At 71.9% G+C, this 25,236-nt stretch carries 21 protein-coding genes; 11 read left to right on the top strand and 10 right to left on the bottom strand.

Annotated features, from left to right (window positions below):
* Nucleotides 1–55 precede the first annotated feature (55 nt).
* Nucleotides 56–877 (top strand): helix-turn-helix transcriptional regulator, encoded by an 822-nt coding sequence (locus H305_RS0135350; protein WP_420708183.1) that lies wholly within the window; start codon nt 56–58, stop codon nt 875–877.
* Between the two features lie 45 nt (nt 878–922).
* Nucleotides 923–1,276 (top strand): cytidine deaminase, encoded by a 354-nt coding sequence (locus H305_RS0135345; RefSeq protein WP_028804607.1) that lies wholly within the window; start codon nt 923–925, stop codon nt 1,274–1,276.
* A 233-nt stretch (nt 1,277–1,509) separates the two neighbouring features.
* On the opposite strand, the gene era is transcribed toward H305_RS0135345, so the two are convergent.
* Entirely contained in the window at nt 1,510–2,469 is a 960-nt protein-coding gene (era, locus tag H305_RS0135340; protein ID WP_028804606.1) for a GTPase Era, read from the bottom strand.
* Nucleotides 2,470–2,635: 166 nt separating this feature from the next.
* Between era and H305_RS0135335 the strand changes: the two genes are divergently transcribed.
* Both H305_RS0135335 and H305_RS0135330 read left to right on the top strand, forming a co-directional pair.
* On the top strand, nt 2,636–3,982 hold the full coding sequence (locus H305_RS0135335) for an ammonium transporter (RefSeq protein WP_037766344.1): 1,347 nt from the start codon (nt 2,636–2,638) through the stop codon (nt 3,980–3,982).
* Nucleotides 3,979–4,317: a P-II family nitrogen regulator gene (locus tag H305_RS0135330; protein WP_028804604.1), complete on the top strand. Its 339-nt coding sequence runs from the start codon at nt 3,979–3,981 to the stop codon at nt 4,315–4,317. Before H305_RS0135335 ends, H305_RS0135330 begins: the two co-directional genes overlap by 4 nt.
* Before the next feature lie 181 nt (nt 4,318–4,498).
* Here H305_RS0135330 and H305_RS0135325 read toward each other — a convergent pair whose 3' ends face one another.
* From H305_RS0135325 to H305_RS0135310, 4 genes are all read right to left on the bottom strand, one after another.
* Nucleotides 4,499–5,767, bottom strand: coding sequence for an MFS transporter (locus tag H305_RS0135325; RefSeq protein WP_051371294.1), 1,269 nt, complete (start codon nt 5,765–5,767; stop codon nt 4,499–4,501).
* Nucleotides 5,764–7,086 (bottom strand): GH1 family beta-glucosidase, encoded by a 1,323-nt coding sequence (locus H305_RS0135320; RefSeq protein ID WP_028804602.1) that lies wholly within the window; start codon nt 7,084–7,086, stop codon nt 5,764–5,766. Before H305_RS0135320 ends, H305_RS0135325 begins: the two co-directional genes overlap by 4 nt.
* Nucleotides 7,087–7,244: 158 nt before the next feature.
* Complete coding sequence (locus tag H305_RS0135315; protein ID WP_028804601.1) at nt 7,245–7,511, bottom strand: protealysin inhibitor emfourin; 267 nt, start codon at nt 7,509–7,511, stop codon at nt 7,245–7,247.
* Nucleotides 7,512–7,543: 32 nt separating this feature from the next.
* On the bottom strand, nt 7,544–8,614 hold the full coding sequence (locus H305_RS0135310; RefSeq protein ID WP_028804600.1) for a M4 family metallopeptidase: 1,071 nt from the start codon (nt 8,612–8,614) through the stop codon (nt 7,544–7,546).
* A 344-nt stretch (nt 8,615–8,958) separates the two neighbouring features.
* Here H305_RS0135310 and leuA point away from each other — a divergent pair, with 344 nt between their 5' ends.
* The 6 genes from leuA (at nt 8,959) to H305_RS0135280 (ending at nt 17,372) form a co-directional block, all read left to right on the top strand.
* Entirely contained in the window at nt 8,959–10,680 is a 1,722-nt protein-coding gene (leuA, locus tag H305_RS0135305) for a 2-isopropylmalate synthase (RefSeq protein ID WP_028804599.1), read from the top strand.
* 217 nt (nt 10,681–10,897) lie between these two features.
* On the top strand, nt 10,898–11,593 hold the full coding sequence (locus H305_RS0135300; protein ID WP_028804598.1) for a TerB family tellurite resistance protein: 696 nt from the start codon (nt 10,898–10,900) through the stop codon (nt 11,591–11,593).
* 176 nt (nt 11,594–11,769) lie between these two features.
* Nucleotides 11,770–13,875, top strand: a complete 2,106-nt coding sequence (locus tag H305_RS0135295; RefSeq protein WP_028804597.1) for an MMPL family transporter — start codon at nt 11,770–11,772, stop codon at nt 13,873–13,875.
* Between the two features lie 211 nt (nt 13,876–14,086).
* Nucleotides 14,087–15,313, top strand: a complete 1,227-nt coding sequence (locus H305_RS47975) for a sensor histidine kinase (RefSeq protein WP_234021363.1) — start codon at nt 14,087–14,089, stop codon at nt 15,311–15,313.
* Nucleotides 15,310–15,987 carry a response regulator transcription factor gene (locus H305_RS0135285; protein ID WP_028804596.1) on the top strand — a complete coding sequence of 226 codons (678 nt, stop codon included), beginning with the start codon at nt 15,310–15,312 and terminating at the stop codon, nt 15,985–15,987. Before H305_RS47975 ends, H305_RS0135285 begins: the two co-directional genes overlap by 4 nt.
* Before the next feature lie 170 nt (nt 15,988–16,157).
* On the top strand, nt 16,158–17,372 hold the full coding sequence (locus H305_RS0135280) for a sialidase family protein (RefSeq protein WP_028804595.1): 1,215 nt from the start codon (nt 16,158–16,160) through the stop codon (nt 17,370–17,372).
* 67 nt (nt 17,373–17,439) lie between these two features.
* On the opposite strand, the gene H305_RS0135275 is transcribed toward H305_RS0135280, so the two are convergent.
* From H305_RS0135275 to H305_RS0135255, 5 genes are read right to left on the bottom strand one after another with little or no spacing between them, the layout of a single operon-like run.
* Complete coding sequence (locus tag H305_RS0135275) at nt 17,440–18,375, bottom strand: dihydrodipicolinate synthase family protein (RefSeq protein ID WP_028804594.1); 936 nt, start codon at nt 18,373–18,375, stop codon at nt 17,440–17,442.
* Nucleotides 18,372–19,463 (bottom strand): oligopeptide/dipeptide ABC transporter ATP-binding protein, encoded by a 1,092-nt coding sequence (locus H305_RS47970; protein WP_107440167.1) that lies wholly within the window; start codon nt 19,461–19,463, stop codon nt 18,372–18,374. The genes H305_RS0135275 and H305_RS47970 overlap by 4 nt, the downstream gene beginning before the upstream one ends.
* Entirely contained in the window at nt 19,460–21,436 is a 1,977-nt protein-coding gene (locus H305_RS0135265; protein WP_037766338.1) for a dipeptide/oligopeptide/nickel ABC transporter permease/ATP-binding protein, read from the bottom strand. The genes H305_RS47970 and H305_RS0135265 overlap by 4 nt, the downstream gene beginning before the upstream one ends.
* On the bottom strand, nt 21,436–22,395 hold the full coding sequence (locus H305_RS0135260) for an ABC transporter permease (RefSeq protein WP_028804592.1): 960 nt from the start codon (nt 22,393–22,395) through the stop codon (nt 21,436–21,438). The genes H305_RS0135265 and H305_RS0135260 overlap by 1 nt, the downstream gene beginning before the upstream one ends.
* A 19-nt stretch (nt 22,396–22,414) precedes the next feature.
* A complete protein-coding gene (locus H305_RS0135255; protein ID WP_028804591.1) occupies nt 22,415–24,049 on the bottom strand; it encodes an ABC transporter substrate-binding protein in 1,635 nt (544 codons plus the stop codon).
* Between the two features lie 212 nt (nt 24,050–24,261).
* On the opposite strand from H305_RS0135255, the gene H305_RS0135250 reads away from it, so the two are divergent.
* Nucleotides 24,262–25,002, top strand: coding sequence for a FadR/GntR family transcriptional regulator (locus H305_RS0135250; protein ID WP_028804590.1), 741 nt, complete (start codon nt 24,262–24,264; stop codon nt 25,000–25,002).
* Nucleotides 25,003–25,236: the final 234 nt, after the last annotated feature.

Below are 25,236 nucleotides of genomic sequence, written 5' to 3'. Positions count from 1 at the left end.
CGTGACGGAGGACGCGCTCAGGAGTCACCGACGGCGGGAGCTGCGCGACTTCCTGATGAGCCGTCGGGCCAAGGTGTCCCCGGCGCAGGCCGGTCTGCCGGACGGCGGCTCGCGACGGCGCACCCCGGGGCTGCGCCGCGAAGAGGTCGCCGTGCTCGCGGGCGTCGGGGCCTCCTGGTACCAGTGGCTGGAACAGGGACGGGACATCTCGGTCTCCCCGCAGGTCCTCGACTCGGTCGCCCGCGTACTGCTGCTCAGCGGCGCCGAGCGGCGCCATCTGTACGTGCTGGCCGGGCTCAACCCGCCCGCGCCCGAGACGGCTCCCGGGAACCGGGACATGGGCGACGGGCTGCGGCGGCTGATCGACACGTGGATGCCGTACCCCGCGCACATCATGGACGCGTACTACAACTGCGTGATGTACAACGACGCCGCCGCGATGGTCCTCGGCATGCGCCCCGAGAACACGCAGAACTGCATCGTCGACTTCTTCACCGACCCCCTCTACCGCGGGCAGTCCCGGTCCTGGGAGACCAACGCGCGCACCGTCGTCGCCCAGTTCCGCGCCTCGTGCGCGGCCGCGCCCGACGACGAGGGCTTCCAGGAGCTGCTGGCGCGGCTCAAGGAGGCCAGCGACGAGTTCGCCGGGCTGTGGGAGGAGCGGGACATCGAGGACGCGGGGCAGATCCGCAAGGAGCTCGACCATCCGCTGGTGGGACTGCTGTCCGTCGAGTCGACGGCCATGAAGGTGCCGGCGCGGCCCGACCTGACGATCGTGCTGCACACGCCGCTGCCGGAGGCGAACACCGCGGCCAAGCTGGAGTGGCTGGCCTCGCCGGAGGGGCGGCGCGGCTCGATGTACCCGGTGGCGGGCTGACCCCCTTGGCCGGGGTGCCGCGTCGGCACTTCGTATGCTCAGGGCATGACCGACAGCAGCGCGCTCGACCCCGAGGACCGCAAGATCGTGACCCTGGCCCGTTCCGCGCGGGCACGCAACGGTGTGCCCGAGGGGGCGGCCGTGCGCGACGAGACGGGGCGTACGTATGTCGCCGGGACCGTGGAGCTGCCGTCCCTGCGGCTGAGTGCTCTGCGGACCGCGGTGGCCATGGCCGTGGCGTCGGGGGCGAAGTCCCTGGAGGCGGCGGCGGTCGTCTCCGACGCGGAGGGGGTGTCCGAGGAGGACCGTGCGGCGGTTCTGGACCTCGGGGGGCCCGGGACGCCTGTGCTGGTCGCGGGGCCCGACGGGGCCGTACGGGGTGTCGTCGCCGCCGGCTGACTCTCCGGTCCGGTGCGTCCGGTGGGCGGAGGGGTTTCGCCCCCTCCGCCCCTGCCCGTCCCTTGTTCCCGGAGGGGCTCCGCCCCCGGACCCCCGCATCGGCCCGGACGGCCTCGTCCTCACGCGCCGGACGGGCTGAAGCGCATCGGCCCGGACGGCCTCGGCCTCACGCGTCGGACGGGCTGAGGCGCGCCCCAGGTCCCGAGGGGCGCCGGGCGGGCCGGGAGTGCGGGTCAGAAGCCCAGTTTGCGGAGCTGGCGGGGGTCGCGTTGCCAGTCCTTGGCCACCTTCACGTGGAGGTCGAGGAAGACCGGGGTGCCCAGCAGTGCCTCGATCTGCTTGCGGGACTTGATCCCGACCTCCTTCAGGCGCTTGCCCTTGGGGCCGATGATGATGCCCTTCTGGCTGGGGCGCTCGATGTAGACGAAGGCGTGGATGTCGAGGAGCGGCCTGTCGGCGGGCCGGTCCTCGCGGGGGAGCATCTCCTCGACGACGACGGCGATGGAGTGCGGCAGCTCGTCGCGGACGCCCTCCAGCGCGGCCTCGCGGATCAGCTCGGCGACCATGACCTGCTCGGGCTCGTCCGTGAGCTCGCCGTCGGGGTAGAGGGCCGGGCCCTCGGGCAGCAGCGGGACGAGCAGGTCGGCGAGCAGGTCGACCTGCTTGTCGCGGACCGCCGACACCGGCACGATCTCCGCCCACTCGAAGCCGAGCTCCTTGCCGAGCTGGTCGATCGCGATGAGCTGCTCGGCGAGTGCCTTGCTGTCCACGAGGTCGGTCTTGGTGACGATGGCGATCTTCGGCGTCTTCTTGATCGACGCCAGTTCCTTGGCGATGAAGCGGTCGCCGGGGCCGAGCTTCTCGTTGGCCGGGAGGCAGAAGCCGATCACGTCGACCTCGGCCCAGGTCGTACGGACCACGTCGTTGAGCCGCTCGCCGAGCAGGGTGCGCGGCTTGTGCAGTCCGGGGGTGTCCACCAGGATCAGCTGGGCGTCGGGACGGTGCACGATGCCGCGCACCGTGTGCCGCGTGGTCTGCGGCTGGTCGGCGGTGATCGCCACCTTCTTGCCGACGAGAGCATTCGTGAGGGTGGACTTGCCCGCGTTGGGGCGGCCCACGAAGCAGGCGAAGCCGGCGCGATGGGTGGCCTCGGACGGCTCGGATGACGGGGTACGAACGCTCATGGCGCCCATTGTCCCTGATCCACGGGCGCCCGCCGCACGCCGTGCGCCCGAGTGGTGCGCGGTGAGGTTCCGGAAACCCCGGCGCAACACGAAACACGACGGAAACCTGGGCGTGCGCGTCCGGAAACGAGCGCCGACGACTCTCTGACGCAGCCCCCACCCCGTTGGAGACACCGTGACGCCGGCCACCGCCCTGCCCCTGGTCCTCGCCTCCGCTCCCGCTGGTAAACCACCCGTCGACACCGGTGACACGGCCTGGCTGCTGGCCGCCACCGCGCTGGTCCTGCTGATGACGCCCGGCCTCGCCCTGTTCTACGGCGGCATGGTGCGCACGAAGAGCGTCCTCAACATGCTGATGATGAGCTTCGTGTCGATCGCCCTGGTGACGGTGGTGTGGCTGGCGGCCGGGTACTCCCTGGCCTTCGGGGACGACGCCTTCGGCGGGCTCGTCGGAGGGCTGCGGCACGTGGGCATGGCCGGGATCGGCCCGGCCGGTGTCCACGGCACCGTGCCGACCCTGCTGTTCGCCACCTTCCAGCTCACCTTCGCGATCATCACGGCCGCGCTGATCAGCGGCGCGGTCGCGGACCGGGCGAAGTTCTCCGCGTGGCTGGTGTTCGTGCCGCTCTGGGCGCTGCTCGTATACGTTCCCGTCGCCCACTGGGTGTGGGGTCCGGGCGGCTGGATCGTGGACGCGCTGGGTGCGCTGGACTTCGCGGGCGGGCTGCCCGTCGAGATCACCTCGGGCGCCTCCGGTCTCGCCCTGTGCCTGGTCCTCGGCCCGCGCCTCGGCTTCAAGAAGGACGCGATGCGCCCGCACAACCTGCCGATGGTGATGCTGGGCGCCGGACTGCTGTGGTTCGGCTGGTTCGGCTTCAACGCGGGATCCGCGATGGGCGCGAACGGGCTGGCCGCCGCGGCCTTCCTCAACACCCTCGCCGCCGGTTGCACCGGGCTGCTCGGCTGGCTCTTCGTGGAGCAGCGCCGCGACGGCCACCCGACCACCCTGGGAGCCGCGTCCGGCGCGGTCGCGGGCCTGGTCGCGATCACCCCGTCGTGCGGCACCGTGTCGCTGCTCGGCGCGCTGGTCGTCGGTCTCGCCGCCGGTGTCGTCTGCTCGTACGCCGTGGGCTGGAAGTTCAAGCTGAACTACGACGACTCGCTGGACGTCGTCGGTGTGCACCTGGTCGGCGGCATCGTCGGCACCCTGCTCATCGGCGTCTTCGCCGTCAAGGAGATGACGGGCGGGACCGAGGGGCTGCTGTACGGCGGCGGGCTCGGCCAGCTCGGCAGGCAGCTGGTCGCCGTGGTGGCCGTCGGGGCGTACGCCTTCGCGGTCACGTACGGCCTCGCCAAGCTGATCGACCGGCTGATGGGCCTGCGGGCGGACGAGGAGCACGAGCGGACCGGCCTGGACCTTACGGTGCACGCCGAGACGGCCTACGATCACGGGGTCCTGGGGCACGGAGCCCCGGTCTCCGCATCCGTCCCCACCGCCCAGAAGGCCAAGACCCAGGCATGAAGCTCATCACCGCGATCGTCAAGCCGTACCGACTCGACGAGGTCAAGACCGCCCTCCAGGAAATCGGCGTGCACGGGCTGACCGTGACCGAGGCCAGCGGATACGGGCGGCAGCGCGGCCACACCGAGGTGTACCGCGGGGCCGAGTACCGGATCGACCTCGTCCCCAAGGTCCGGATCGAGGTCGTCGTCGAGGACGCCGACGCGGAGGCCGTCATCGACGAGATCGTGAAGGCCGCGCAGACGGGGAAGATCGGCGACGGAAAGGTGTGGTCCGTACCGGTGGAGACGGTCGTGCGGGTACGGACGGGCGAGCGCGGTCCCGACGCGCTCTGATCACCACGACGGCCGGGGCGATCCCGGCCGCCACCACGGCCGCGACGAGCCACGGCAGGGCGAGGAAGGGCGCGCTCGCAGAGTCGCGGGTCCCGGCCGTGTCGGCCGTCAGTGTCACCTCGCCCCGGTCGGACTGCCCCGGACCGCGCGAGCCCCGGACCACGCACGGATCAGGGCGCCGTCACTCCACCCCTCTGATCCTGTGCACCAGCACCGCCCCGGCGAGCCCGATCGCCGCCGACACCAGGTACAGCACCCGGTACCCGCCGAGATGGGTCACGATCGGCGCGGCCAGCGCGGGCGCCGCGACCTGGGGGAGGGCGTTGGCGATGTTGATGACGCCGAGGTCCTTGCCGCGGTCGAGCGCCTCGGGCAGCACGTCGGTCATCAGGGCGAAGTCGACGGAGGTGAAGACGCCGAAGCCGACGCCCAGCACCGCCGACGCGACGATCGCCCCCGGCCAGGTCTGCCAGCCGGCCAGGGCGGCCGTGGCCACCGCCATCAGGACGCCCGACCAGACGACGAACGGCTTGCGGCGTCCCACCCGGTCCGACCAGACCCCGCCCACGACGACCGTGGCGAGCAGGGTGACGGCGTTGACCGCCGTGAGGACGAGGACGCCCTCCTCGGGGTCGTGGTGGTGCAGCCTGTCGCGCAGGTAGTACAGCAGATAGAGCAGGACGAGCGCGTTGCTCAGGTTGATCAGGAAACGGGTCAGCCAGGCCCACGCCAGATCCGGATGACGGCGCGGGCTCAGCCGGAAGGAGGCGAGGAAGGACCGCCAGGCCCAGGGCGCGCGGGCCGACGCGGGCAGCCGCAGATCGGGGTGCCGCAGGACGTACGGCAGGACGCCCGCCAGCGTGAACACCGCGCACGCCGCGTACCCCGCGCCCGTGCCGCCCGCTGCCGCCGCGAGCCCTGTCCCGCCGACCACGCCCAGGATCTGCGCGGCACCCAGCCAGCCGCCCACGGAACCCCGCTGGAGCCGCGGGACCCGGTCCGGGACCGCCGCCGTGATCGCGGCGAAGGCGGCGTTCAGCGTCAGCTGGACCAGGCACCAGCCGGCCGCCATCGTCCACACCCCGCCGGCGCCCGCCAGGAGCAGCAGGGACAGCGCGCCGCCCGCCGCCCCGGCCACGATCCACGGCGTACGGCGGCCCCAGCGGGCGGTCGTACGGTCGGAGAGTGCGCCGAAGAACGGGTTCGCGGCCAGCGAGATCAGCGCGCCCGCCCCCGTGACCCAGGCGAGCACCGTCTCCTTCGACATGCCGGTGCCGGGCGCGAAGTCCTCCGCCTGGGAGGCCAGGAGGATCTGCAGCGGCCCGAACCAGCCCACCCAGATCGCGCCGTTGGCGAGCGAGAGCGCCGCGGTCCAGCCGCGCCCCACCCGCTCGACGGGCTCGGCGAGTGCGCCGCCCTCCGCGGGCACGACGGGATCGGCGGCCGTCATCTGCGCGCCTGCGCCCGCAGGGCGTCCCGCAGCCACGCGTACGACGCCTTGGGGGTCCGCTCCAGCGTGTCGTAGTCGACGTGGACGAGTCCGAAGCGCCGGGCGTAGCCCTCGGCCCACTCGAAGTTGTCCATCAGCGACCAGACGAAGTAGCCGCGCACGTCGACGCCCTGTTCCAGCGCCCGGTGCAGGGCACGGACATGACCGTCCAGGAAGGCGATCCGCTCCTGGTCGTCGATGCCCTCGTACGAGCAGCCGTTCTCGGTGATGACGACGGGCGGGAGCCGGTCGCCGTAGCGCTCGCGGAGGCCGACCAGCAGTTCGGTGAGGGCCTCCGGGACGACCGGCCAGCCGAAGTCGGTGACCGGGTAGCCCTCCAGTTCGCGTACGGAGAAGGGGAGGTCGGCGGGCAGGGTCAGTCCGCTGAACTCGATCTCCGTGCCCTCGGGGGCACCCACCTTGGTCGGCTGGTAGTAGTTCACGCCGTACCAGTCCATGGGTTCGGCGATCACCTTCAGGTCGGACTCGACGTCGCCGGGCAGCAGCTCGCCGATGCCCTCCGGGTACCGGCCGAGGAGCAGCGGGTCGGAGAACAGCCGGTTGAGGAGGACGTCGTAGAAGTCGGCGGCCTCCACGTCCTCGGCGCGCCGGGACGCCGCCCAGGTGGGTCCGTGCGAATTGGCGATCCCGATGTCGCCGGCTCCGGCGGCGCGCAGCGCCCGTACGGCCAGGCCGTGGGCCAGGAGCTGGTGGTGGGCCACCGGCAGCGCGTCGAACAGCAGCCGCCTGCCGGGGGCGTGCGCACCGAGCGCGTGGCCCAGCAGCGTGTGTTCGGCCGGTTCGTTGAGGGTGATCCACTTCATCACCCGGTCACCGAGGCGCTCGGCGACGACAGCGGCGTGGTCGGCGAAACGCGCCGCCGTGTCCCGGGACAGCCAGTCCAGCTCCAGCGGCAGGTCCCAGTGGAAGAGGGTGGGAACGGGGCGTACGCCCGCCGCGCACAGCTCGTCGACGAGGCGGTCGTAGAAGTCGAGGCCGCCGGGGGAGTTCACCCGGGGCCAGGAGACGGAGAAGCGGTACGCGTCCACGCCGAGACCGGCCAGCAGCGCGACGTCCTCGGGGTAGCGGTGGTAGTGGTCGCAGGCCACCTCCGCGGTCGAGCCGTCCTTGATCCGCCCTGGTTCGGCCGTGAAGGCGTCCCACACCGAGGGATCGCGCTCCTCGGCGGCCCCCTCGATCTGGTGGGCCGAGGTGGACACGCCCCAGAGGAAGCCGGGCGGGAACTGCGGGAGGGGGTTCGTCGCCATGCGCGCGATCATCCGTACCGGCGGTAACGGAAGTCAACGGGGCGGCGGGAAAAGGTTGTCGCCCGTCGGGCGCCCAGGGGGGAGAGGCCGCGGTCACGGCGTGACCGGCGGCCGTCGGGACGGGCCGTCGGCCGGCGCCCCGGACGCATCTCCCCCTCGGCGGCCGTCGGCTACGCGCCCTCCTTCAGCACTCTGGAGATCAGCGTCCGCTGTTCCTCCGTGAGGCGGGGATCGGCCGCGTACACCGTCTTCCCGTCCACGGTGATCTGGTAGCTGAAGCCGTCCGGAACGCCGACGGGGGGCGTGCCCCGGCCGGCGGCGACCGCCTGCTCGGCCAGGGTCTGCCACTCGTGGGCGTCGGACCGTCCCGAGGTGTCCACCTCGGCATGACGCTCGATGCCCGCGAATCCGCCCGTGCGCCTCACCTGAATACGCATGGGTCCTGTCTAGTACGAGTCGCGCGCCGGGGCTACGCGGCCGGTACCCCGACCTGCTCCCAGGCCTTCAGCACCGACTGGAGCTCCTCGCCCTCCCCGTACCGTTCGCGCGCCTGGGCGACGGTCAGCGCGGCGAAGTCTGCGAAGCTCGCCTGGGACTGGAGCTGCCCGCCGGTGAGGACGTCGTACCAGATCTGCCCGGCCCGCTCCCAGGCGTGGCCTCCGAGTGCCTGGGCGACCAGGTAGAAGGCGTGGTTGGGGATGCCCGAGTTGATGTGGACGCCGCCGTTGTCGCGACCGGTGCGGACGTAGCCGTCCATGGTGCCGGGCTGCGGGTCCTTGCCGAGCACGTCGTCGTCGTACGCGGTGCCCGGCTCCTTCATGGAGCGCAGGGCCGTACCGGTGACGCGCGGGGCGAGCAGGCCCGCACCGATCAGCCAGTCGGCCTCGGCGGTGCTCTGGCCGAGTGTGTACTGCTTGATCAGCGAGCCGAAGACGTCCGACATGGACTCGTTCAGGGCGCCCGGCTGGCCGAAGTAGGTCAGGTTCGCGGTGTACTGGGTGACGCCGTGGGTCAGTTCGTGCCCGATGACGTCGACCGGGATGGTGAAGTCGAGGAAGATCTCGCCGTCGCCGTCGCCGAAGACCATCTGCTCGCCGTTCCAGAAGGCGTTGTTGTAGTCCCGGTCGAAGTGCACCGTCGCGTCCAGCGGCAGGCCCGAGCCGTCGATCGAGTTGCGCCCGTACGCCTTCAGATACAGCTCGAAGGTCGCGCCCAGACCGGCGTAGGCGCGGTTGACCGTGGCGTCCTTGCCGGGCTTGTCGTTCTCGCCGCGCACCTTCTTGCCGGGCAGGTCCTGGTGGTGGCGGGCGTCGTAGATCGTGCGGTGCGGCCCGTCCTCCTCCGCCTCCGCGGGCGGGGCGACTGCCGGGGCGCCGATGACCGTGGTCAGCCGGCGGTGGGTGCGCTCGTAGGCGTCGCGCTCCAGGGTCTGGCGGGCGGGGCCGGCGAGTGCGGGGTCCTCGTGCTGGGCGAGCTTGTCGAGGACGTGGGGCGGCACGATGGTGCAGAAGACGGGCTCGAAGCCCCCGTTGGTCGTCATGCCCGGCACCCTTGCACTGAGTTATCCCACTGTCACTACCTGCAACCATGATTGGTGAAATGCGGCGATAAGGAGCATCGGAAGCCGTCGTCGAGTGGTATGGCGCACTTTTTGTCCGCTTTATGCATGCGATCCCGCATACTGGAACACCACCCCGCACGGGGCACGGCTCGGCTAGGCTGCGGAGCATCATGCGTTTCGGGCTGCTTCTCCTTAGCTGCCGCGGCGAGGGCCTGTAGTCGAGGCCGACCCCCTCCCCGCGGAGTTTGGCGTTGCGCCGTCGGCCGTCCTTCCGGACCCGCGGACAGCGGACACCGCGGACACATCGAGGAGCCCACGCAATCATGGCGAACCGCCAGCAGCCCAGTTCCATGCCGATCAAGAAGTACGGCCGGTACGAGCAGGTCGACCTCCCCGACCGCACCTGGCCCGAGAAGCGGATCACCGCCGCCCCCCGCTGGCTCTCCACCGACCTGCGCGACGGCAATCAGGCCCTGATCGACCCGATGTCGCCCGAGCGCAAGCGCCGCATGTTCGACCAGCTGGTCAAGATGGGCTACAAGGAGATCGAGGTCGGTTTCCCCGCCTCCGGCCAGACCGACTTCGACTTCGTCCGCTCGATCATCGAGGACGAGACCGCGATCCCGGACGACGTGACGATCTCCGTACTGACCCAGGCCCGCGAGGACCTGATCGAGCGGACCGTCGAGTCGCTGAAGGGCGCCAAGCGCGCCACCGTGCACCTGTACAACGCCACCGCGCCGGTCTTCCGCCGTGTCGTCTTCCGCGGCTCCAAGGACGACATCAAGCAGATCGCCGTCGACGGCACGCGTCTGGTCGTCGAGTACGCGGAGAAACTGCTGGGCCCCGAGACCGAGTTCGGGTACCAGTACAGCCCCGAGATCTTCACCGACACCGAGCTGGACTTCGCCCTGGAGGTCTGCGAGGCGGTCATGGACGTCTGGCAGCCCGGTCCGGGCCGCGAGATCATCCTCAACCTGCCCGCCACGGTCGAGCGCTCCACCCCCTCCACCCACGCGGACCGCTTCGAGTGGATGCACCGCAACCTGTCCCGCCGTGAGCACGTCGTGCTGTCGGTCCACCCGCACAACGACCGCGGCACGGCCGTGGCCGCCGCCGAGCTGGCCGTGATGGCCGGCGCCGACCGGGTCGAGGGCTGCCTGTTCGGCCAGGGCGAGCGCACCGGCAACGTCGACCTGGTCACCCTGGGCATGAACCTGTTCTCGCAGGGCGTCGACCCGCAGATCGACTTCTCCGACATCGACGAGATCCGTCGTACGTGGGAGTACTGCAACCAGATGGAGGTCCACCCGCGCCACCCGTACGTGGGCGACCTGGTCTACACGTCCTTCTCCGGCTCCCACCAGGACGCCATCAAGAAGGGCTTCGACGCCATGGAGGCCGACGCGGCGGCCCAGGGTGTCACCGTCGACGACATCGAGTGGGCCGTCCCGTACCTGCCGATCGACCCGAAGGACGTCGGGCGGTCCTACGAGGCCGTCATCCGCGTCAACTCGCAGTCCGGCAAGGGCGGCATCGCCTACGTCCTGAAGAACGACCACAAGCTGGACCTGCCGCGCCGTATGCAGATCGAGTTCTCGAAGCTCATCCAGGCGAAGACGGACGCCGAGGGCGGCGAGATCACGCCGAAGGACATCTGGGCGACCTTCCAGGACGAGTACCTGCCCAACCCCGAGAACCCGTGGGGCCGCATCCAGGTCAAGAACGGCCAGTCCACCACGGACAAGGACGGCGTGGACACGCTCACCGTCGAGGCGTCGGTCGACGGCGCCGACACCGTCCTGAGCGGCTCCGGGAACGGTCCGATCTCGGCCTTCTTCGACGCGCTGCAGTCCATCGGCATCGACGTACGCCTGCTGGACTACCAGGAGCACACGATGAGCGAGGGCGCCTCCGCGCAGGCCGCCTCGTACATCGAATGCGCGATCGACGGCAAGGTCCTGTGGGGGATCGGGATCGACGCGAATACGACACGTGCTTCGCTGAAGGCCGTCGTCTCCGCCGTCAACCGCGCGGCCCGCTGACCTAGTTCACCTGGTTCTTCCCGGCCCCGTTCGCCTTTCGAGGCGGGCGGGGCCCCGTCGTTTACCGGCCAATCCCTGTGGAGGTCACGGGAAGGTCTCGTCCTGGGTACTGACTCCACATCAACAATGTGGCTAACATCACGCCAGCGCGGCGATGTTGCCGCGGGGTCACCTCTCACGCCCAAAAGGCTGTGGGGGAGCAACGGAGGTGTGCGACGTGCTGCCAGGATGGGGACGAAACGGTCGTGCAGTTCAGGTTCCCCGCATCCTGGGCATCCGCACCGCCTGGACCACCGTCGGCGACGGCGAATTCTTCTGCCCCGGCTGCGGAGGCGACCGCAACTACCAGCGCCTGACCGGCCGCCGCCGCTTCACCCTCCTCGGCGTCCCCGTCGTCCCGCGCGGCGAGACCGGGCCCGTCGTCGAGTGCGCCGCCTGCCGCCACCACTACGGCGCCGACGTCCTCGACCACCCCACCACCACCCGCTTCTCGGCGATGCTCCGCGACGCCGTCCACACCGTCGCCCTCGCCGTTCTCGCCGCCGGGGGCACCTGCGCCCGTACGTCCCTGGAGACCGCCGCGAGCATCGTGCGCTCCGCCGGCTTCGACGACTGCACCGAGGACCAGCTCGGAGCCCTCGTCGAGGCGCTCGCCGCCGACACCGGCCGGGTCCTCGGAGGACCGTGCGGAGCGAGCCTGGCCATAGAGCTCCACGAAGCGCTGGATCCGCTGGCCCCGCACCTCGCTCCCACCGGCCGCGAGGCGATCCTCCTCCAGGGCGCCCGCATCGCCCTCGCGGACGGGCCCTACACCCCCGCCGAGCGCGACGCCCTGGCGACCGTGGGCGCCGCGCTCACGATCTGCGCGGACGACGTGACCCGGCTGCTGGCGGCGGCGCGCACCCCCTCGTAGGCCGGCCCCGCGCGTACGCCGACGCGTGCGCGCGCCGTACTCCCGTGGGAGTAGTCCGGCCGTCCGGCCACCTTGCGCAGTACCCGTGAACTCGCCCTTCGGCGCGACGAATCCGCGCCCGCGTGCCGGGAGTCTGGTGCCTGTCCAGACATCCGCCAGGAGGGGAGGACCCCGGCATGGGGCCCGGAGAGACAACCACGCGTACACGGCGAAGGGCCGTTCCCTGGGTGCTGCTCGGTCTGTGGGTGGCCGTCCTGGCCGTCGTCGGACCGTTCGCGTCGAAGCTCGCGGACGTACAGCATGACCGCGCCGTGGACTACCTGCCCGCGAGCGCGGACTCCACCCAGGTGGCGAAGATCGAGGACCGGCTGCCGGGCGGGGAGAGCACCGAACTCGTCCTCGTCTACCACCGCGACGGCGGACTGAGCGCCGCCGACCGGGCGACGGCCGCCCGCCAGGTCGCCGACATCGCCGGCCGCGAACCGCTGACGGCGCCCCCGAAGGGCGTGCCGTCCCGGGACGGCACCACGCTGATGTACCCGGTCGCCAGCTCCGCGCCCGGCAACGACGAGAAGAAGCGCGACGCGTTCGTCGACGACGTACGCGATGTCGCCCGCTCCGAGAACGGGATGGACGTCGAGGTGGGCGGGCAGGGCGCGCTCGCCACCGACGCCTCCGAGGTGTACGGCTCCCTCGGCGGGCCGCTGCTCTACACCACCGTCGCCGTGGTGGCCGTCCTGCTGATCCTCATCTACCGCAGCCCGCTGCTGTGGCTCGTGCCGCTCGCCGTCGCGGGCGTCGCCGACTACCTCTCCATGGGCGTCGCCTACGGACTCCACCAGGCCTTCGGCACCAGCATCTCCGGCCAGAGCTCCGGAGTGATGACGATCCTCGTGTTCGGCGCCGGGACCGACTACGCCCTGCTCCTCATCTCCCGCTACCGGGAGGAACTGCGGCGGGTGGAACACCCCTACGACGCCATGCGTCAGGCCCTGCGCGGCTGCGCCCCCGCCGTGCTCGCCTCCTCCGGCACCGTCGCGGCCGGCCTGCTGTGCCTGCTCGCCGCCGACCTCAACAGCAGCCGCGGCATGGGCCCGATGGGCACCGTCGGCGTGCTGTGCGCGCTCGTCGCCATGCTGACCCTGCTGCCCGCCGTCCTCGTCGTGCTCGGCCGCCGCGTGTTCTGGCCGCTCGTGCCCGTGTTCGGGAGCGAACCCAGGCAGCGGCGCAGCCTGTTCGCCGCGATGGGCTCCTCCGCCGGCCGCCGGCCGCTCACCGTCCTCGCGGGCGGCGCCGTCCTCCTCGGCGCGCTCGCCGTCGGCGCGCTGAACCTGCCCGGCTCGCTCAAGCAGGAGGACACCTTCGTCGACACCCCCGACTCCGTCGCCGCGATGGAGACCCTCGCCCGCGCCTACCCGGGCCAGGGCACCCAGCCGATCACCGTGATGGCCCCCACGGACCGCGCGCGGGCGGCCCTCGCCGAGATCCGCCACCACCGGGGCGTGGCGGGCGCCGATCCGGGCCGCAGCGGAAAGGGCTGGACGGAGATCTCCGTCACCGCGAAGGGCGCGCCCCAGTCGGCCGCCGAGACCGCCACCATCAAGTCCCTGCGCGAGGACCTGGACCGGGGGGAGACCAAGGGCTCGTACGTCGGCGGTGCTAGCGCCCAGCAGATCGACCTCCAGGACACCAACGCCCGTGACCGGCTCGTCGTCGTACCGATCGTGCTCGTGTCCGTGCTGCTGATCCTGGTCGCCCTGCTGCGCAGCCTGGTCGCCCCGCTGCTCCTCGTCGTCGCCGTGGTCGCGGTGTGGGGTGCGGCCCTCGGCATCGGCGGGCTGGTCTTCGGGCCGCTGTTCGGATTCGAGGGGACGGACCCGGGACTCGGCCTGCTGTCCTTCGTCTTCCTGGTCGCCCTCGGCGTCGACTACGGCATCTTCCTGATGCACCGCATGCGTGAGGAGTCCCTGAACGGCTCCGAACCGGCCGCCGCCGCGCTCACCGCGCTGCGTACCACCGGAGGCGTGATCGCCTCCGCGGGCCTGGTGCTGGCGGCCACCTTCGCGGTCCTCACGAACATGGGTCTGGTCCAGCTCGTCGAACTCGGCTTCGTGATCGCGGTCGGCGTGCTGCTCGACACCTTCCTCGTCCGGACCTACCTCGTGACCAGCGCGAGCGTGGCGTTGCGGCGCAGGGTGTGGTGGCCGGGCCGGCTGGCGCGGGAGCCGCGGCCGCCGGAACCCCCAAAGACCCGGCCCGCCCCGACCGTCGCCGTCGGCTGAACCGCCGGGTGCCCCTTCGCCGCGGAGGGGCACCCCGCCCCTCCCTGCCGACCGGGCGCCCGACTGACGGAAGATGGACAACGTGCAGGCACACACGGGAACGGTCACGACACCGGCACGGCCCGCGGGCACGGCGGCGGGGGCGGAGCCCAATAGGACGGTGGGCCGGCGGCCGCGCGCCGCCGAGCGGCTGCGGGCCGTCGTCGCCCGCATGTCCGGCGGCTCCTCCCCGCACGGGGTCCGCAACGACGCCTACCGCGCCGCCGCGCTCGCCGTCCTCGCCGTCGCCCTGGGCCTGGCCCTCCCGGACGGCCACCGGCGGCCCGACGCGCTCGGCTGGACCCTGCTGCTCCTCGCCCACGTCCCGCTGGTGTGGCGCCGCCGGGCACCGCTGCTGGTGCTGTGCGTCATGGTCCCCGTCATCGCGACGTACCACGCGCACGACTACAACCACACCGCACCGCTGGGCGCCACACTCGTCGCGCTCTACACGGTGGCGGCGACCGGCCGGCCGCTGCGCGCGCTGCTCACCGGGGTCTCGGTCATCGGCACCATGGCCGTGCTGAAGACCTCCGACGGCATGGCGGGCGTCGCCGAGAGCCTGCGGATCGCCGGCTGGATCGTCGCGGTGCTGCTCTGCGGCGGCTACGTACGCGTGCACCGCCAGTACGTCTCCTCGGTCGTCGAGCGCGCCGAGCGCGCCGAACGCACGCGCGAGGAGGAGGCGCGCCGCCGGGTCGCCGAGGAACGCCTGCGCATCGCCCGGGACCTGCACGACCTGCTCGCCCACAGCATCACGCTGATCGGTGTGCAGACCGCCGTCGCCGCGCACGTCCTGACCGCCGACCCCGACCGCCTCGACCGCACGGCGGTCGCCGGGGCCCTGGACGACATCGCCGAGACCTGCCGCACCGCGCGCGGTGAACTGCGCACCACACTGGAGGTGCTGCGCGCCTCGGAGCCCGGCGGCGACGGCCGGGGCCCGCTGCCCGGCCTGGACGGGGTGCCCGACCTGGTCGCGGCGGCACGCACCGCGGGCGCCCGGGTGACGGCGGACGTCGCCGCCACGGCGGCCGGCGTCCCGTCCGCCGTGGGCGCCGCCGCCTACCGCGTCGTGCAGGAGGCCCTCACCAACGCGGTCCGGCACGCGGGCCCCGGCGCGCACGTCCGCGTCCGCCTGCACGCGGAGGACTGGGCGCTGCGTGTGACGGTCACGGACGACGGCGTGGGGGCCCCGGGCGCCCCGCCCGGTTTCGGGCTCGTCGGGATGCGGGAGCGGGTGCGCAGCGTGGGCGGAACCCTGGACGCCGGGCCGCGCGAGGGCGGCGGGTTCGCGGTGTCGGCGGTGCTGCCGCTGGGGAGCGGTGCCGCCGCGTCCCCGGCGCCCGGACCGGCCCCCGTACAGACGTCCGGACCCGCGGAGGGAGAGTGCCGATGACCATCCGCGTGCTCCTCGCCGACGACCAGACCCTCGTGCGGGCCGCGTTCGCCCTGCTCGTCGAATCGGCGCGCGACATGGAGGTCGTGGGCCAGGCGGCCACCGGACGGGAGGCCGTGGCACTGGCCCGCAGCGCCCGGGCCGACCTGATCGTCATGGACATCCGCATGCCCGACCTGGACGGCATCGCGGCGACCCGCCTCATCGCCTCCGACAAGGACCTCGCCGACGTCAGGGTCCTCGTCCTCACCACGTACGACACCGACGAGCACATCGCGGAGGCGTTGCGTGCGGGCGCCTCCGGCTTCCTGGTCAAGGACACCAGGCCCGCCGAACTCCTCGACGCCATCCGTACGGTGGCCGCGGGCGAGGCACTGCTCTCGCCCGGCCCGACCGCCCGGCTGATCGCGCGCTTCCTGCGCGGCCCGGCGCTTTCCCCGCCCCCGGTGGGCGGCCCCGACGGCCTGTCCGGCCGCGAGCGCGAGGTGCTGACACTGGTCGCGCGCGGCCTCAACAACGCCGAGATAGCAGGCGCGTTGGGGCTGAGCCCGCTCACCGCGAAGACCCATGTCAGCCGCATCATGGGCAAGCTGGGCGCCCGCGACCGTGCCCAGCTGGTGATCGTCGCGTACGAGTCGGGCCTCGTAACCCCCGGCGCCCCGGACCTGGACTGACGCCGCGCCGGTCCCACGGCCCGCCGGCGCCTCCGCGTCAACCGACGTCTCATCAACACGCCGTACCCGCACGGATGTTGTCGCGACGCTCCGGGCGCACTACGTTCTGTGGACATCCCATGTCACACGTCCCATGTCCACCGTGGTCCGATCCAGCCCCAGGGAGTGTCATGACCTGCATCCGCCGAACGGCCGCGTCGGCGGCAGCCGCCGGACTCCTCGCCGTCCTCGTGGTCACGGGCACCGGCAGCGCCACCGCCGCTCCGCTCGCGCCACGCGGCTGCACGTCCTCCGTGCCGTACACCGCGGGCCGGGACGGCTACGACACCTACCGCATCCCGGCGACCGTCACGACCGCCGCGGGCACCGTGCTGGCCTTCGCCGAGGGAAGACACAACGACGCGGGCGACACCGGGAACATCGACGTCGTCCTCAGACGCTCCGCCGACGGCGGCTGCACCTGGGGCCCGCTTCAGGTGGTGGCCCCCGGGGACGGCGACACCCGCGGCAACCCCGCGCCGGTCGTCGACCCCAGGACCGGCCGGATCGTCCTCCTCACGTCCTACAACAGCGGTGCCGTGACAGAGGCCCAGATCATGCGGGGCGAGGCCACCGCGGAGCAGAGCCGGCGCGTCTTCGTGCAGACCAGCCGCGACGACGGCCGGAGCTTCAGCGCCCCGCGGGACATCACGACGGACACGAAAGTGCCCGGCTGGCGGTGGTACGCCACCGGCCCCGGGCACGCCATCGCCCTGCGGCACGGTCCCCACGCCGGGCGCCTCGTCGTCCCCGCCAACCACTCCGCCGCCCCGCCCGCCGGCTCCGCCGACACCGGACAGGAGGCCAAGTACTACGGCGCCCACGCCCTCTACAGCGACGACGGCGGCGCCACCTGGAAGCTGGGCTTCGTCGACGACTCCTACGACGGGGCGGTCAACTCCAACGAGAGCATGGCCGCCGAACTGCCCGACGGGCGGATCTACTTCACCTCGCGCGACCAGAACGGTACGAGCGCCGGGAACCGGCTCGACTCCTACTCCGGCGACGGCGCCGAGACCCTCGACCGGCCCTACGCCGTCCAGCCCGCCCTGGACGACGTTCCCGTCGTCCAGGGCGCCGTCCTCCAGCTCCGCGGGCGGGGCGCGCCCCTCCTCTTCAGCGGCCCCTCCGTGCCGACCGCCCGGCGGACGATGGCGGTGTGGCGCAGCACGGACGCGGGCGCGACCTTCACCAAGGCACTCACCCTCTCCACCCTGCGGGCCGCGTACTCCGATCTCGTCCAGCTCGGCCCGCGCCGGGTGGGACTCCTGTACGAGACCGGGACGACGGGCACGTACGACACGATCGAGTTCCGCCGGGTGCCGGTGGGCGACCTGCTGGAGTAGGCCTTCCCCGGCCCGGGCCGCGCTCCTCGGACGCCGGACGGGCAGCGGCTCCGGGGGCGGGACGTCACTACAACAGGCCTGCTGCGGCCAGGTACTTGCCGACGCGCTCGGTCTCGCCCTCGGAGAGGGGGATCTGCGGCTCGGCCGTGGCGGGGCACGCGATGACGCCTCTCAGGTGCAACGCCGCCTTGAAGGCACCGAGCGCAGAGGAACTCCCGCCCATCCGGGCCGGATCTCCGGCCCGGACCAGCCCGAACAGCGCGCACAGCCGCTCCTGTTCGACCCGCGCCCCCGCCCAGTCCCCTTCCCCGCACCGCAGGAACAGCCGCACGTACCCCTCGGGATCGACGTTCGCGAGACCGGGCACCGCCCCGTCGGCCCCGAGGGCGAGCGCCGAGTCGACGACGAGCTCGGATCCGGTGAGGAGGGCGAACCGCCGGATGTCGGGGTGGGCGCGCACACCGGTGACGACGGAGCGGAACGCGCCGAGGTCCCCGCTGGAGTCCTTGACCCCGGCGAGGACCCCGTCGGCGGCGAGTTCCAGGAGCAGCTCGGCGCTCAGCTCGGTGTGGACGGACACGGGCAGGTCGTAGGCGAAGACGGGCACGTCCGTCCGCTCGGCGATCACGCGATAGTGGCGTGCGATCTCCGCGGGATGGGTGCGGGTGTAGAAGGGGGCGGTCGCGACGATCGCGTCGGCCCCGGCGGCGGTGACGGCGGCGGCATGGGCCAGGACCCGCGGCGTGGTCATGTCGATCGCGCCCGCGAGGACGGGCAGCTGTCCGGCGACGTGCCGGGCCACGGTCTCGACCACGAGCCGGCGCTGCGGATCGGTCAGATAGGCCGCTTCCGACGTGGAACCGAGGACGAACAGTCCGTGCACACCCCCGTCCACCAGATGGTCGACGAGCCTGAGGAGCGAGGGGACGTCCACCTCGCGTTCCGGTGTCAGGGGGGTGCAGACGGGCGGTACGACACCGGTCAGCGGGGCGGGGACGGTCATGAGGGCTCCCTGATGTGCTGCTGGAACGGGACGTCGGCCTTGGCGGTGGCCGGGGCGGCGGACTCGGCCTGCGCGACCAGGGCGCGCGTCGACCGGCCCTCCTCCACAGGATGGTGACACCGGAAGAGGTGTCCCGGGGCCGACGCGGCCGTCGGTCCGGGCATCGTGTCCGCGCACACGTCGTCCGCCCGCCAGCAGCGGGTGCGGAACGGGCAGCCGCTGGGCGGCCGGGTCGCGGAAGGGACGGGACCGGCCAGCGGGATGGGGTCGATGGGGTCGAGGAGCCCGGGGGTCGCGGAGAACAGTGCCCGCGTGTACGGGTGCCGGGAGCGGTCGGTGACCTCGCCGGCGGGCGACTCCTCCACGATCCGGCCGAGGTACATCGTGATCACCCGGTCGCTCATCCGCCGGACCGTCTGGATGTCGTGCGAGACGAACACCATGGCGAGACCGAGGCGTTCCTTCAGATCGAGGAGGAGGTTGAGGATCTGTGCGCGCACCGACACGTCCAGCGCGCTCGTCGGCTCGTCGGCCACGACGAGATCCGGGTCGAGGGCGAGTGCGCGCGCGATGGCGACGCGCTGGCGCTGGCCGCCGGACAGCTGGCCCGGCAGCGCGTCCGCGAGGGCGCGCGGCAGCCCGACGAGTGCCATCAGCTCCCGTACCCGGTCGTCGCGTGCGGCGGTGGTGCCGCGCCTGTGCACGTCCAGGGGGTCGCGCAGCGTCTGCCGTACGGTCAGCCGCCGGTTCAGCGCGGTCGAGGGGTCCTGGAAGATCATGCCGGTGCTGCTGCCGACCGCGGTGCGCCGCTCGGCCGGGCCCATGGACCACAGGTCCCGGCCCCCGAAGGTGACACTGCCGGACGTCGGCCGCTGCACACCGACCAGGACCTTCGCGAGCGTCGACTTGCCGCACCCGGACTCGCCGACGACGCCGACCGTCTCGCCGGGCGCGACGGTGAGGTCGGCGCCGGTGAGGGCGTACACCCTGTCCCGGGTGAACAGCCCGCCGCTGCGGGCCTTGTGGACGACGTGTGCGTCGGTCAGCTCGACGATCGGGCGGACGGGACGCTCTGCCGGCGTGCTCACTTGACCGCCTCGCTCTCCGTGGTGACCAGGTCGACGGCCGGATGGTGGCAGGCGGCCGTGTGCGCGGGTGTGCCCAGCAGGTCCGGGGCCGTCGTCCGGCACACCTCGCTCGCCAGTGGGCAGCGGTCGGCGAAGCGGCAGCCGGCCGGGAAGTCGGCGGGGGAGGGCACGACCCCCTTGATCTGCGTCATCCGCTCGGTCGCCGACTCCAGGGACAGGACACTGCCCAGCAGCCCGCGCGTGTAGTGGTGCGCGGGGGCCTCCACGAGGTCGGCGGTCACCCCGGTCTCGACGATCTGCCCGCCGTACATCACGATCACCCGGTCGGTGACCGCGGAGACGAGCGCCAGGTCGTGCGAGACGAGGACCAGCGCGAAACCCAGTTCGTCGCGCAGTCGCAGCAGCAGTTCGACGACCTGCGCCTGCACGGTCACGTCCAGCGCCGTCGTCGGTTCGTCGGCGACGATCAGCTTGGGGCTGCGGGACAGCGCCATCGCGATCAGGACGCGCTGGCGCTGGCCGCCGGACAGCTCGTGGGGGTAGCTGCGCAGGGTACGTTCGGGGTCCAGGCCGACCAGTTCCAGCAGTTCGGCGGGCGAGCGCCTGCCACCGCGCCGCACCACCTGCTTCAGCTGTGCCCTGATCGTCATGGCCGGGTTCAGCGACGACAGCGCGTCCTGGTAGATCATGGCCATCTCATGGCCCAGCAGCCGACGCCGTACCCGCATCGGTTCGCCGATCAACTGCCGCTGACTGAAACGGACATGGCCCCGCACACGGGCACCCCCGGGTTCCAGACCCATGATCGTCAGCGCCGTGAGCGACTTGCCGCAGCCGGATTCGCCGACCAGGCCGAGCACCTCACCGGGCTGCACCTCGAAGCTGATGCCGTCGACGATGTCGACACCGCCGTGGCGGGCGTCGAAGCCGACGGCCAGGTTCTCCACGGCGAGCACCGGCTGCCCGCCGGCCGCCAGCGGGCGGGCCCGTGCGCGCAGCCGCGCGGCGGCCTGCGCGAGGCCGGGAAGGGCGAGGACCTCGCCGCTGCCGGGCTCGGGCGCCTCCAGCCGGTCGCTCGCCCCGGGGACCTCCACGTCCCTTGCCGCCGGGGCCGCCCACGCGTCGGAGACCCCCTCGGAGAGGATGTTCAGCGACAGCACGGTGATCAGCATCAGCAGGCCCGGGAAGACGGTGGCCCACCAGCCGCCGGTCAGCACCATGTTCTTGCCGTCCGCGATGACACTGCCCCACGACGGGTCCGGGGGCCGCACGCCCGCGCCGATGAACGACAGCGACGCCTCGAAGACGATGGCCTCGGCGACCTGCACGGTGCAGAACACCAGCACGGGCGCCGCGCAGTTGACGGCGACGTGCCGGACGACGATGTGCGGGGTACGGGCGCCGATGACGTGCTCGGCGGTCACGTAGTCCTCGCCGTACTGGTCGAGCACATTGGCCCGGACGACACGGGCCACCGGCGGGGTGAACAGGAACGCGATCGCGCAGATCAGTACGGTGATGCCGCCGCCGAAGACGGCGACGAGGACGGCGGCGAGCGCGATGCCGGGGAACGCCATCACGACGTCCAGGCAGCGCATCAGCGTCTCGTCGACGGCCTTGCGCGAGGTCGCGGCCACGGCGCCGAGGAGCGCTCCCACGACGAGGGCGAGCGCGGTCGCCCCCAGCCCGATCGCGAGGGACCAGCGCGCCCCGTACATCAGCCGGCTGAGGATGTCGCGGCCGAGACTGTCCTGCCCCATCCAGTGCGCGCCGGAGGGGTGCCCGGTGCCGCCGACGAGCGGCTGCTGGTCCAGCGGGTCGTCCGGTGCCAGCAGCGGCGCGAACAGGGCCGTCAGGACGACGACCGCGAGGAAGCAGACGGCGGCCTTCGACAGCAGCGGCAGCCGGCGCGGGCCGCGCAGCCGGATGCCGGGCCGGGCGAGGACGGCGGTGAGGTTCTTGCGGGTGAGCATCAGGTCGCGCCCCTCAGCCGTGGGTTGACCAGCAGATACAGGATGTCGATGACGAGGTTCACGACCACGAAGCCGGTGGCGGTGGTCAGGACGACGCCCTGCACGACCGCCGGGTCGCCGTTCTTGACGGCGTCGATCATCAGCTTCCCCATGCCGGGCAGCGAGAAGATCGTCTCGATGACGACGGCACCGCCGAGCAGATATCCCACGCGCAGGCCCAGCACGGTGAGCGGGTTGATCAGGGCGTTGCGCAGCACGTTGCGGCCGACGACCACACGGGGCGGCAGACCGCTGCCGACGGCGGTGCGCACATAGTCCTTGTCGAGTTCCTCGACCACCGAGGTCCGCACGATGCGGGTGAGCTGGGCCGCGACCGGCAGCGACAGGGCGAGGGCGGGCAGGGTCATGGTCTTCAGCCAGCCGCTGAGCGAGTCGGCCGGGTTGACGTAGCCGCCGGTCGGGAACCAGCCCTGGTCGACGGCCAGGTACTGGATCATCAGCAGGGCCAGCCAGAAGCCCGGCGCCGCGACACCGGTCAGGGAGACCACGCGGATGATCTGGTCGGGCAGCCGGTCCCGGTAGATCGCGGCGGTCACCCCGCCGAGCAGCGAGAGCACCACCGCGATGCCGAGCCCGAGGAAGGTGAGCTGGAGGGTGAGCGGCAGCGCTGTGGTGACCTGTTCGAGGACCGGGGCGCGGGTCAGCGCGCTGGTGCCCATGTCGCCGTGGAGCAGGTCCCCGACGAAATGGGCGTAGCGGACCGGGAGCGGGTCGAGCAGACCGTTCTGCTCCCGGAAGTCGTGCAGCTGCTGCGGGGTGGGGTTGGCTCCCTGGAAGAACGCCGACGCCGGGTCGACGTCGGAGAACCGCATCACGAGGAACACGAACAGGACGATCCCGAGCATCAGCGGCACGAGCAGCGCGACGCGGCGCAGCAGGATCCTGGTGATGGCGACCACGTACGGACTCCTCCGTCGCCTAGACCCACTTGGCCTGGAGCAGGTTGACGCCGGGGTACGGCTGTGCCCTTATCCCGGTGAGCCGCTTCGCGTTCCACGCCGTCATCAGCTCGTTGTGCACGACCGGGTAGAGCACGGCCTGTTCGGCGACGACGTCGATGTAGTCCTGGATCATCGTCTTCTTCTTGTCGGCGTCCGGTTCCCGGGTCGCCCGGTCCATGTCGCTGAAGAGCTTCTTGGCGACGGGGTCGCCGGCCCACCGGGCGTAGCCCATCCAGAGGTTCTCGGGGCCGTAGTTGTAGTGCATGATCAGGTCGGCGTCGAGGCCGAACTGGTTGGGGTTCGAGGCGGCGGCGACGACCTGGTAGTCCTGCTTCTGGTCCATCTTGGTGAAGACGGCCGTGGTTTCCTGCGGGGCCAGGGTGGTCTCCACGCCGATGGCGTCCCAGGACGCCTTGATGGTCGGCAGGCAGTCCACGATCCAGCTGACGTTGACGGCCAGGATCTCGATCCTCAGGCCCTTGACCCCGGCCTCCTTCAGCAGCGCCCTGGCCTTCTCGGGGTCGTACCCGTAGACGGTCTTCGCCGGCCGGTAGGACGGGTTGGCCTCGTTGAGGAACGACTGCGACGGCTTGCCGTGTCCCTTGAGGGCGACCTCCACCATCTTGCCGGTGTCGATGGCGTAGTGCAGCGCCTGCCGCACCCGCACGTCGTCGAAGGGCTTGTGCTTCGTGTTGAACATGAGGAAGAGGTTGTTCATGCCCGCGCCGCCCTGGACGTCCATCCCGCCCTTCTTGAGCTGCTCGATGTTGGCGTACGGGATGTTGTCGGCGATCTGCGCGCCGGCGCTCGCCCCGGAGATCTTGGCGACGCGGGGTGCGGCATCCACTATCGTCAGCCAGTTCATCTTCTTGAACGCGGGCTTGCGCGGGCCGTTGTAGGCGGCGAACGCCTCGAAGGTGGTGTTCGACTTCGGGTGGTGCGCGGTCTGCCGGTACGGCCCCGAGCCGATCGCCTTGCCCTTGATCGCGTCGTCCCAGGCGCCCGGCCGCGAGAACACGTGCTTCGGCATGATCTTCGCGAGGGTGAGCCGGGAAATCCCTTCCGGGAAGGGGAACTTGAGGACCAGCTCGACGTTCCGCGCGTCGATCTTGCGGACCTCCTTCAGCCAGCTCGCGAAGAAGCCCTTGGCGAGGGTCTGCGTCTTCGGGTCGAGGATGCGGTCGAAGACGAAGACCACGTCGTCGGCGGTGACCGGCTTGCCGTCGTGGAACGTGGCGCCCGCCCGAAGCGTGAACTTCCAGGAGGTGCCGCCGAGGTCGGAGGGCACCTCGGTGGCGAGCGCGGCGTACGGCTCCCGCGAGATGGGGTCGGTGTCGAGCAGGCCCTCGTAGATGTGGTTGTTGGCGGCCATGCAGAAGGCGGACGCGGTCTGGGTGGGGTCCCAGCTGCCGTCGTTGCCGTAGCCGATGACGGCCGTCAGGGTGGCGTCCTTGCCCCCGCCCCCGCCCCCGCCGCCGGTGTCGTTCGTGGACTCCGGCCCGGACGAGCAGGCCGCCAGTGACGAGGAGAGGGCGGCGGCCGCGCCGAGTGCGCCGGTGTACTTCAGGAACGACCGGCGGTGCAGCGCCGGAGTGTGGGACACGTCGCGCACGGTTCCTCCAGCAAGGAGTGGTCCAGCGGATGGGAGATACGACGTCCTACGTCATGGGGGGCAGCGTGACCATAAGAGGGCCCGTGGGGGCGGTCAAGGGATCGCACACGAATGGCGTATCTTCCACAGGTGCGACCAATGACGTTGAGAATCAGGCTAGTTGGCGTTTAATCTGCCCGGAGGTGGGACGTCCGATGTCCAGCGAGCGTACGATGCGGCGCATGTCAGAGGAGAGCGGGTACCGGCGTCGGCCCGAGCGTCGGGTGAGCGGTCAGATCCAGCGCGAGGTCATGCAGCTGATCCTCGACCGCAAGCTTCCGGCCGGAGCGGCGCTGCCCACCGAGACCGAGCTGATGACCGATCTCGGCGTGAGCCGGAACTCCGTCCGCGAGGCGCTCAAGGCCCTCCAGGCGCTCGACATAGTCGAGATCAGGCACGGCTACGGCACATACGTCGGCCAGGCATCCCTGACGCCCCTCGTCGACGGCCTCACCTTCCGCACGCTCGCCCAGCTGGACGACGAGACGGGGGCGCTCGCGGAGATCCTCCAGGTCCGCGAGGTCCTGGAGGAGGGACTGATCCGCCGGGTCGCCGCGACCCTCTCCAAGGAGGAACTCGACCGGCTCGAAGAGGTCGTGGCCCGGATGGAGGAGGCGGGGCGCGAGGGCGTGCCCTTCCCCGAACTGGACCGCGAGTTCCACGAGCTGCTGTACGCGTCGCTGGGGAACGCGCTGGTGCCCCAGCTGCTCGGTGCCTTCTGGACCGTCTTCCGGCGGGTCGCGGGGGTACGCGGCTGGACCGACGACCCGGCGCCCGAGGTGACCGTCCGCCGCCACCGTGACATCGTCACCGCGTTGCGTGCCCGGGACGTCGAGGGCGCGCAGCGTGCGATGGCCGATCACTTCCGCGGTATCGAGTCCCGCGCCGCCCAGGCCACCCGAGGCGTGAGCTGACCCCGGACTCCGCCCCGACGTCCCGTATCCCTGGGGCTCCGCCCCAGACCCCGATCGGCCTGAACGGCCTCGTCCTCAAGCGCCGGACGGGCTGAAGACTTCTGCCCTCGGCCGGAACTCCCCAGCTCCGGCCGGCAGAAAGTTCAGCCCCTTTGGCGTTCGAGGAGCGGGGTCCGGGGCGGAGCCCCGGGTACGGGACGGGTAGGGGCGGCGGGGGCGAAAGCACCGCCGGTG

Source organism: Streptomyces sp. 142MFCol3.1 (genome assembly GCF_000424945.1).
Taxonomy (GTDB): domain Bacteria; phylum Actinomycetota; class Actinomycetes; order Streptomycetales; family Streptomycetaceae; genus Streptomyces; species Streptomyces siamensis.
The sequence above is the reverse complement of the archived record's forward strand: the minus strand, read 5'-3'. Positions and strand labels throughout refer to the sequence as shown.

What these genes read in the sequence shown, in the direction of transcription:
- H305_RS0135350 (WP_420708183.1), top strand. Translation starts at nt 56, where the DNA reads ATGAGCCGTCGGGCCAAGGTGTCCCCGGCGCAGGCCGGTCTGCCGGAC.
- H305_RS0135345 (WP_028804607.1), top strand. Translation starts at nt 923, where the DNA reads ATGACCGACAGCAGCGCGCTCGACCCCGAGGACCGCAAGATCGTGACC.
- era (WP_028804606.1), bottom strand. Translation starts at nt 2,469, where the DNA reads ATGGGCGCCATGAGCGTTCGTACCCCGTCATCCGAGCCGTCCGAGGCC.
- H305_RS0135330 (WP_028804604.1), top strand. Translation starts at nt 3,979, where the DNA reads ATGAAGCTCATCACCGCGATCGTCAAGCCGTACCGACTCGACGAGGTC.
- H305_RS0135325 (WP_051371294.1), bottom strand. Translation starts at nt 5,767, where the DNA reads ATGACGGCCGCCGATCCCGTCGTGCCCGCGGAGGGCGGCGCACTCGCC.
- H305_RS0135320 (WP_028804602.1), bottom strand. Translation starts at nt 7,086, where the DNA reads ATGATCGCGCGCATGGCGACGAACCCCCTCCCGCAGTTCCCGCCCGGC.
- H305_RS0135315 (WP_028804601.1), bottom strand. Translation starts at nt 7,511, where the DNA reads ATGCGTATTCAGGTGAGGCGCACGGGCGGATTCGCGGGCATCGAGCGT.
- H305_RS0135310 (WP_028804600.1), bottom strand. Translation starts at nt 8,614, where the DNA reads ATGACGACCAACGGGGGCTTCGAGCCCGTCTTCTGCACCATCGTGCCG.
- leuA (WP_028804599.1), top strand. Translation starts at nt 8,959, where the DNA reads ATGGCGAACCGCCAGCAGCCCAGTTCCATGCCGATCAAGAAGTACGGC.
- H305_RS0135295 (WP_028804597.1), top strand. Translation starts at nt 11,770, where the DNA reads ATGGGGCCCGGAGAGACAACCACGCGTACACGGCGAAGGGCCGTTCCC.
- H305_RS47975 (WP_234021363.1), top strand. Translation starts at nt 14,087, where the DNA reads ATGTCCGGCGGCTCCTCCCCGCACGGGGTCCGCAACGACGCCTACCGC.
- H305_RS0135285 (WP_028804596.1), top strand. Translation starts at nt 15,310, where the DNA reads ATGACCATCCGCGTGCTCCTCGCCGACGACCAGACCCTCGTGCGGGCC.
- H305_RS0135280 (WP_028804595.1), top strand. Translation starts at nt 16,158, where the DNA reads ATGACCTGCATCCGCCGAACGGCCGCGTCGGCGGCAGCCGCCGGACTC.
- H305_RS0135275 (WP_028804594.1), bottom strand. Translation starts at nt 18,375, where the DNA reads ATGACCGTCCCCGCCCCGCTGACCGGTGTCGTACCGCCCGTCTGCACC.
- H305_RS0135265 (WP_037766338.1), bottom strand. Translation starts at nt 21,436, where the DNA reads ATGCTCACCCGCAAGAACCTCACCGCCGTCCTCGCCCGGCCCGGCATC.
- H305_RS0135250 (WP_028804590.1), top strand. Translation starts at nt 24,262, where the DNA reads ATGCGGCGCATGTCAGAGGAGAGCGGGTACCGGCGTCGGCCCGAGCGT.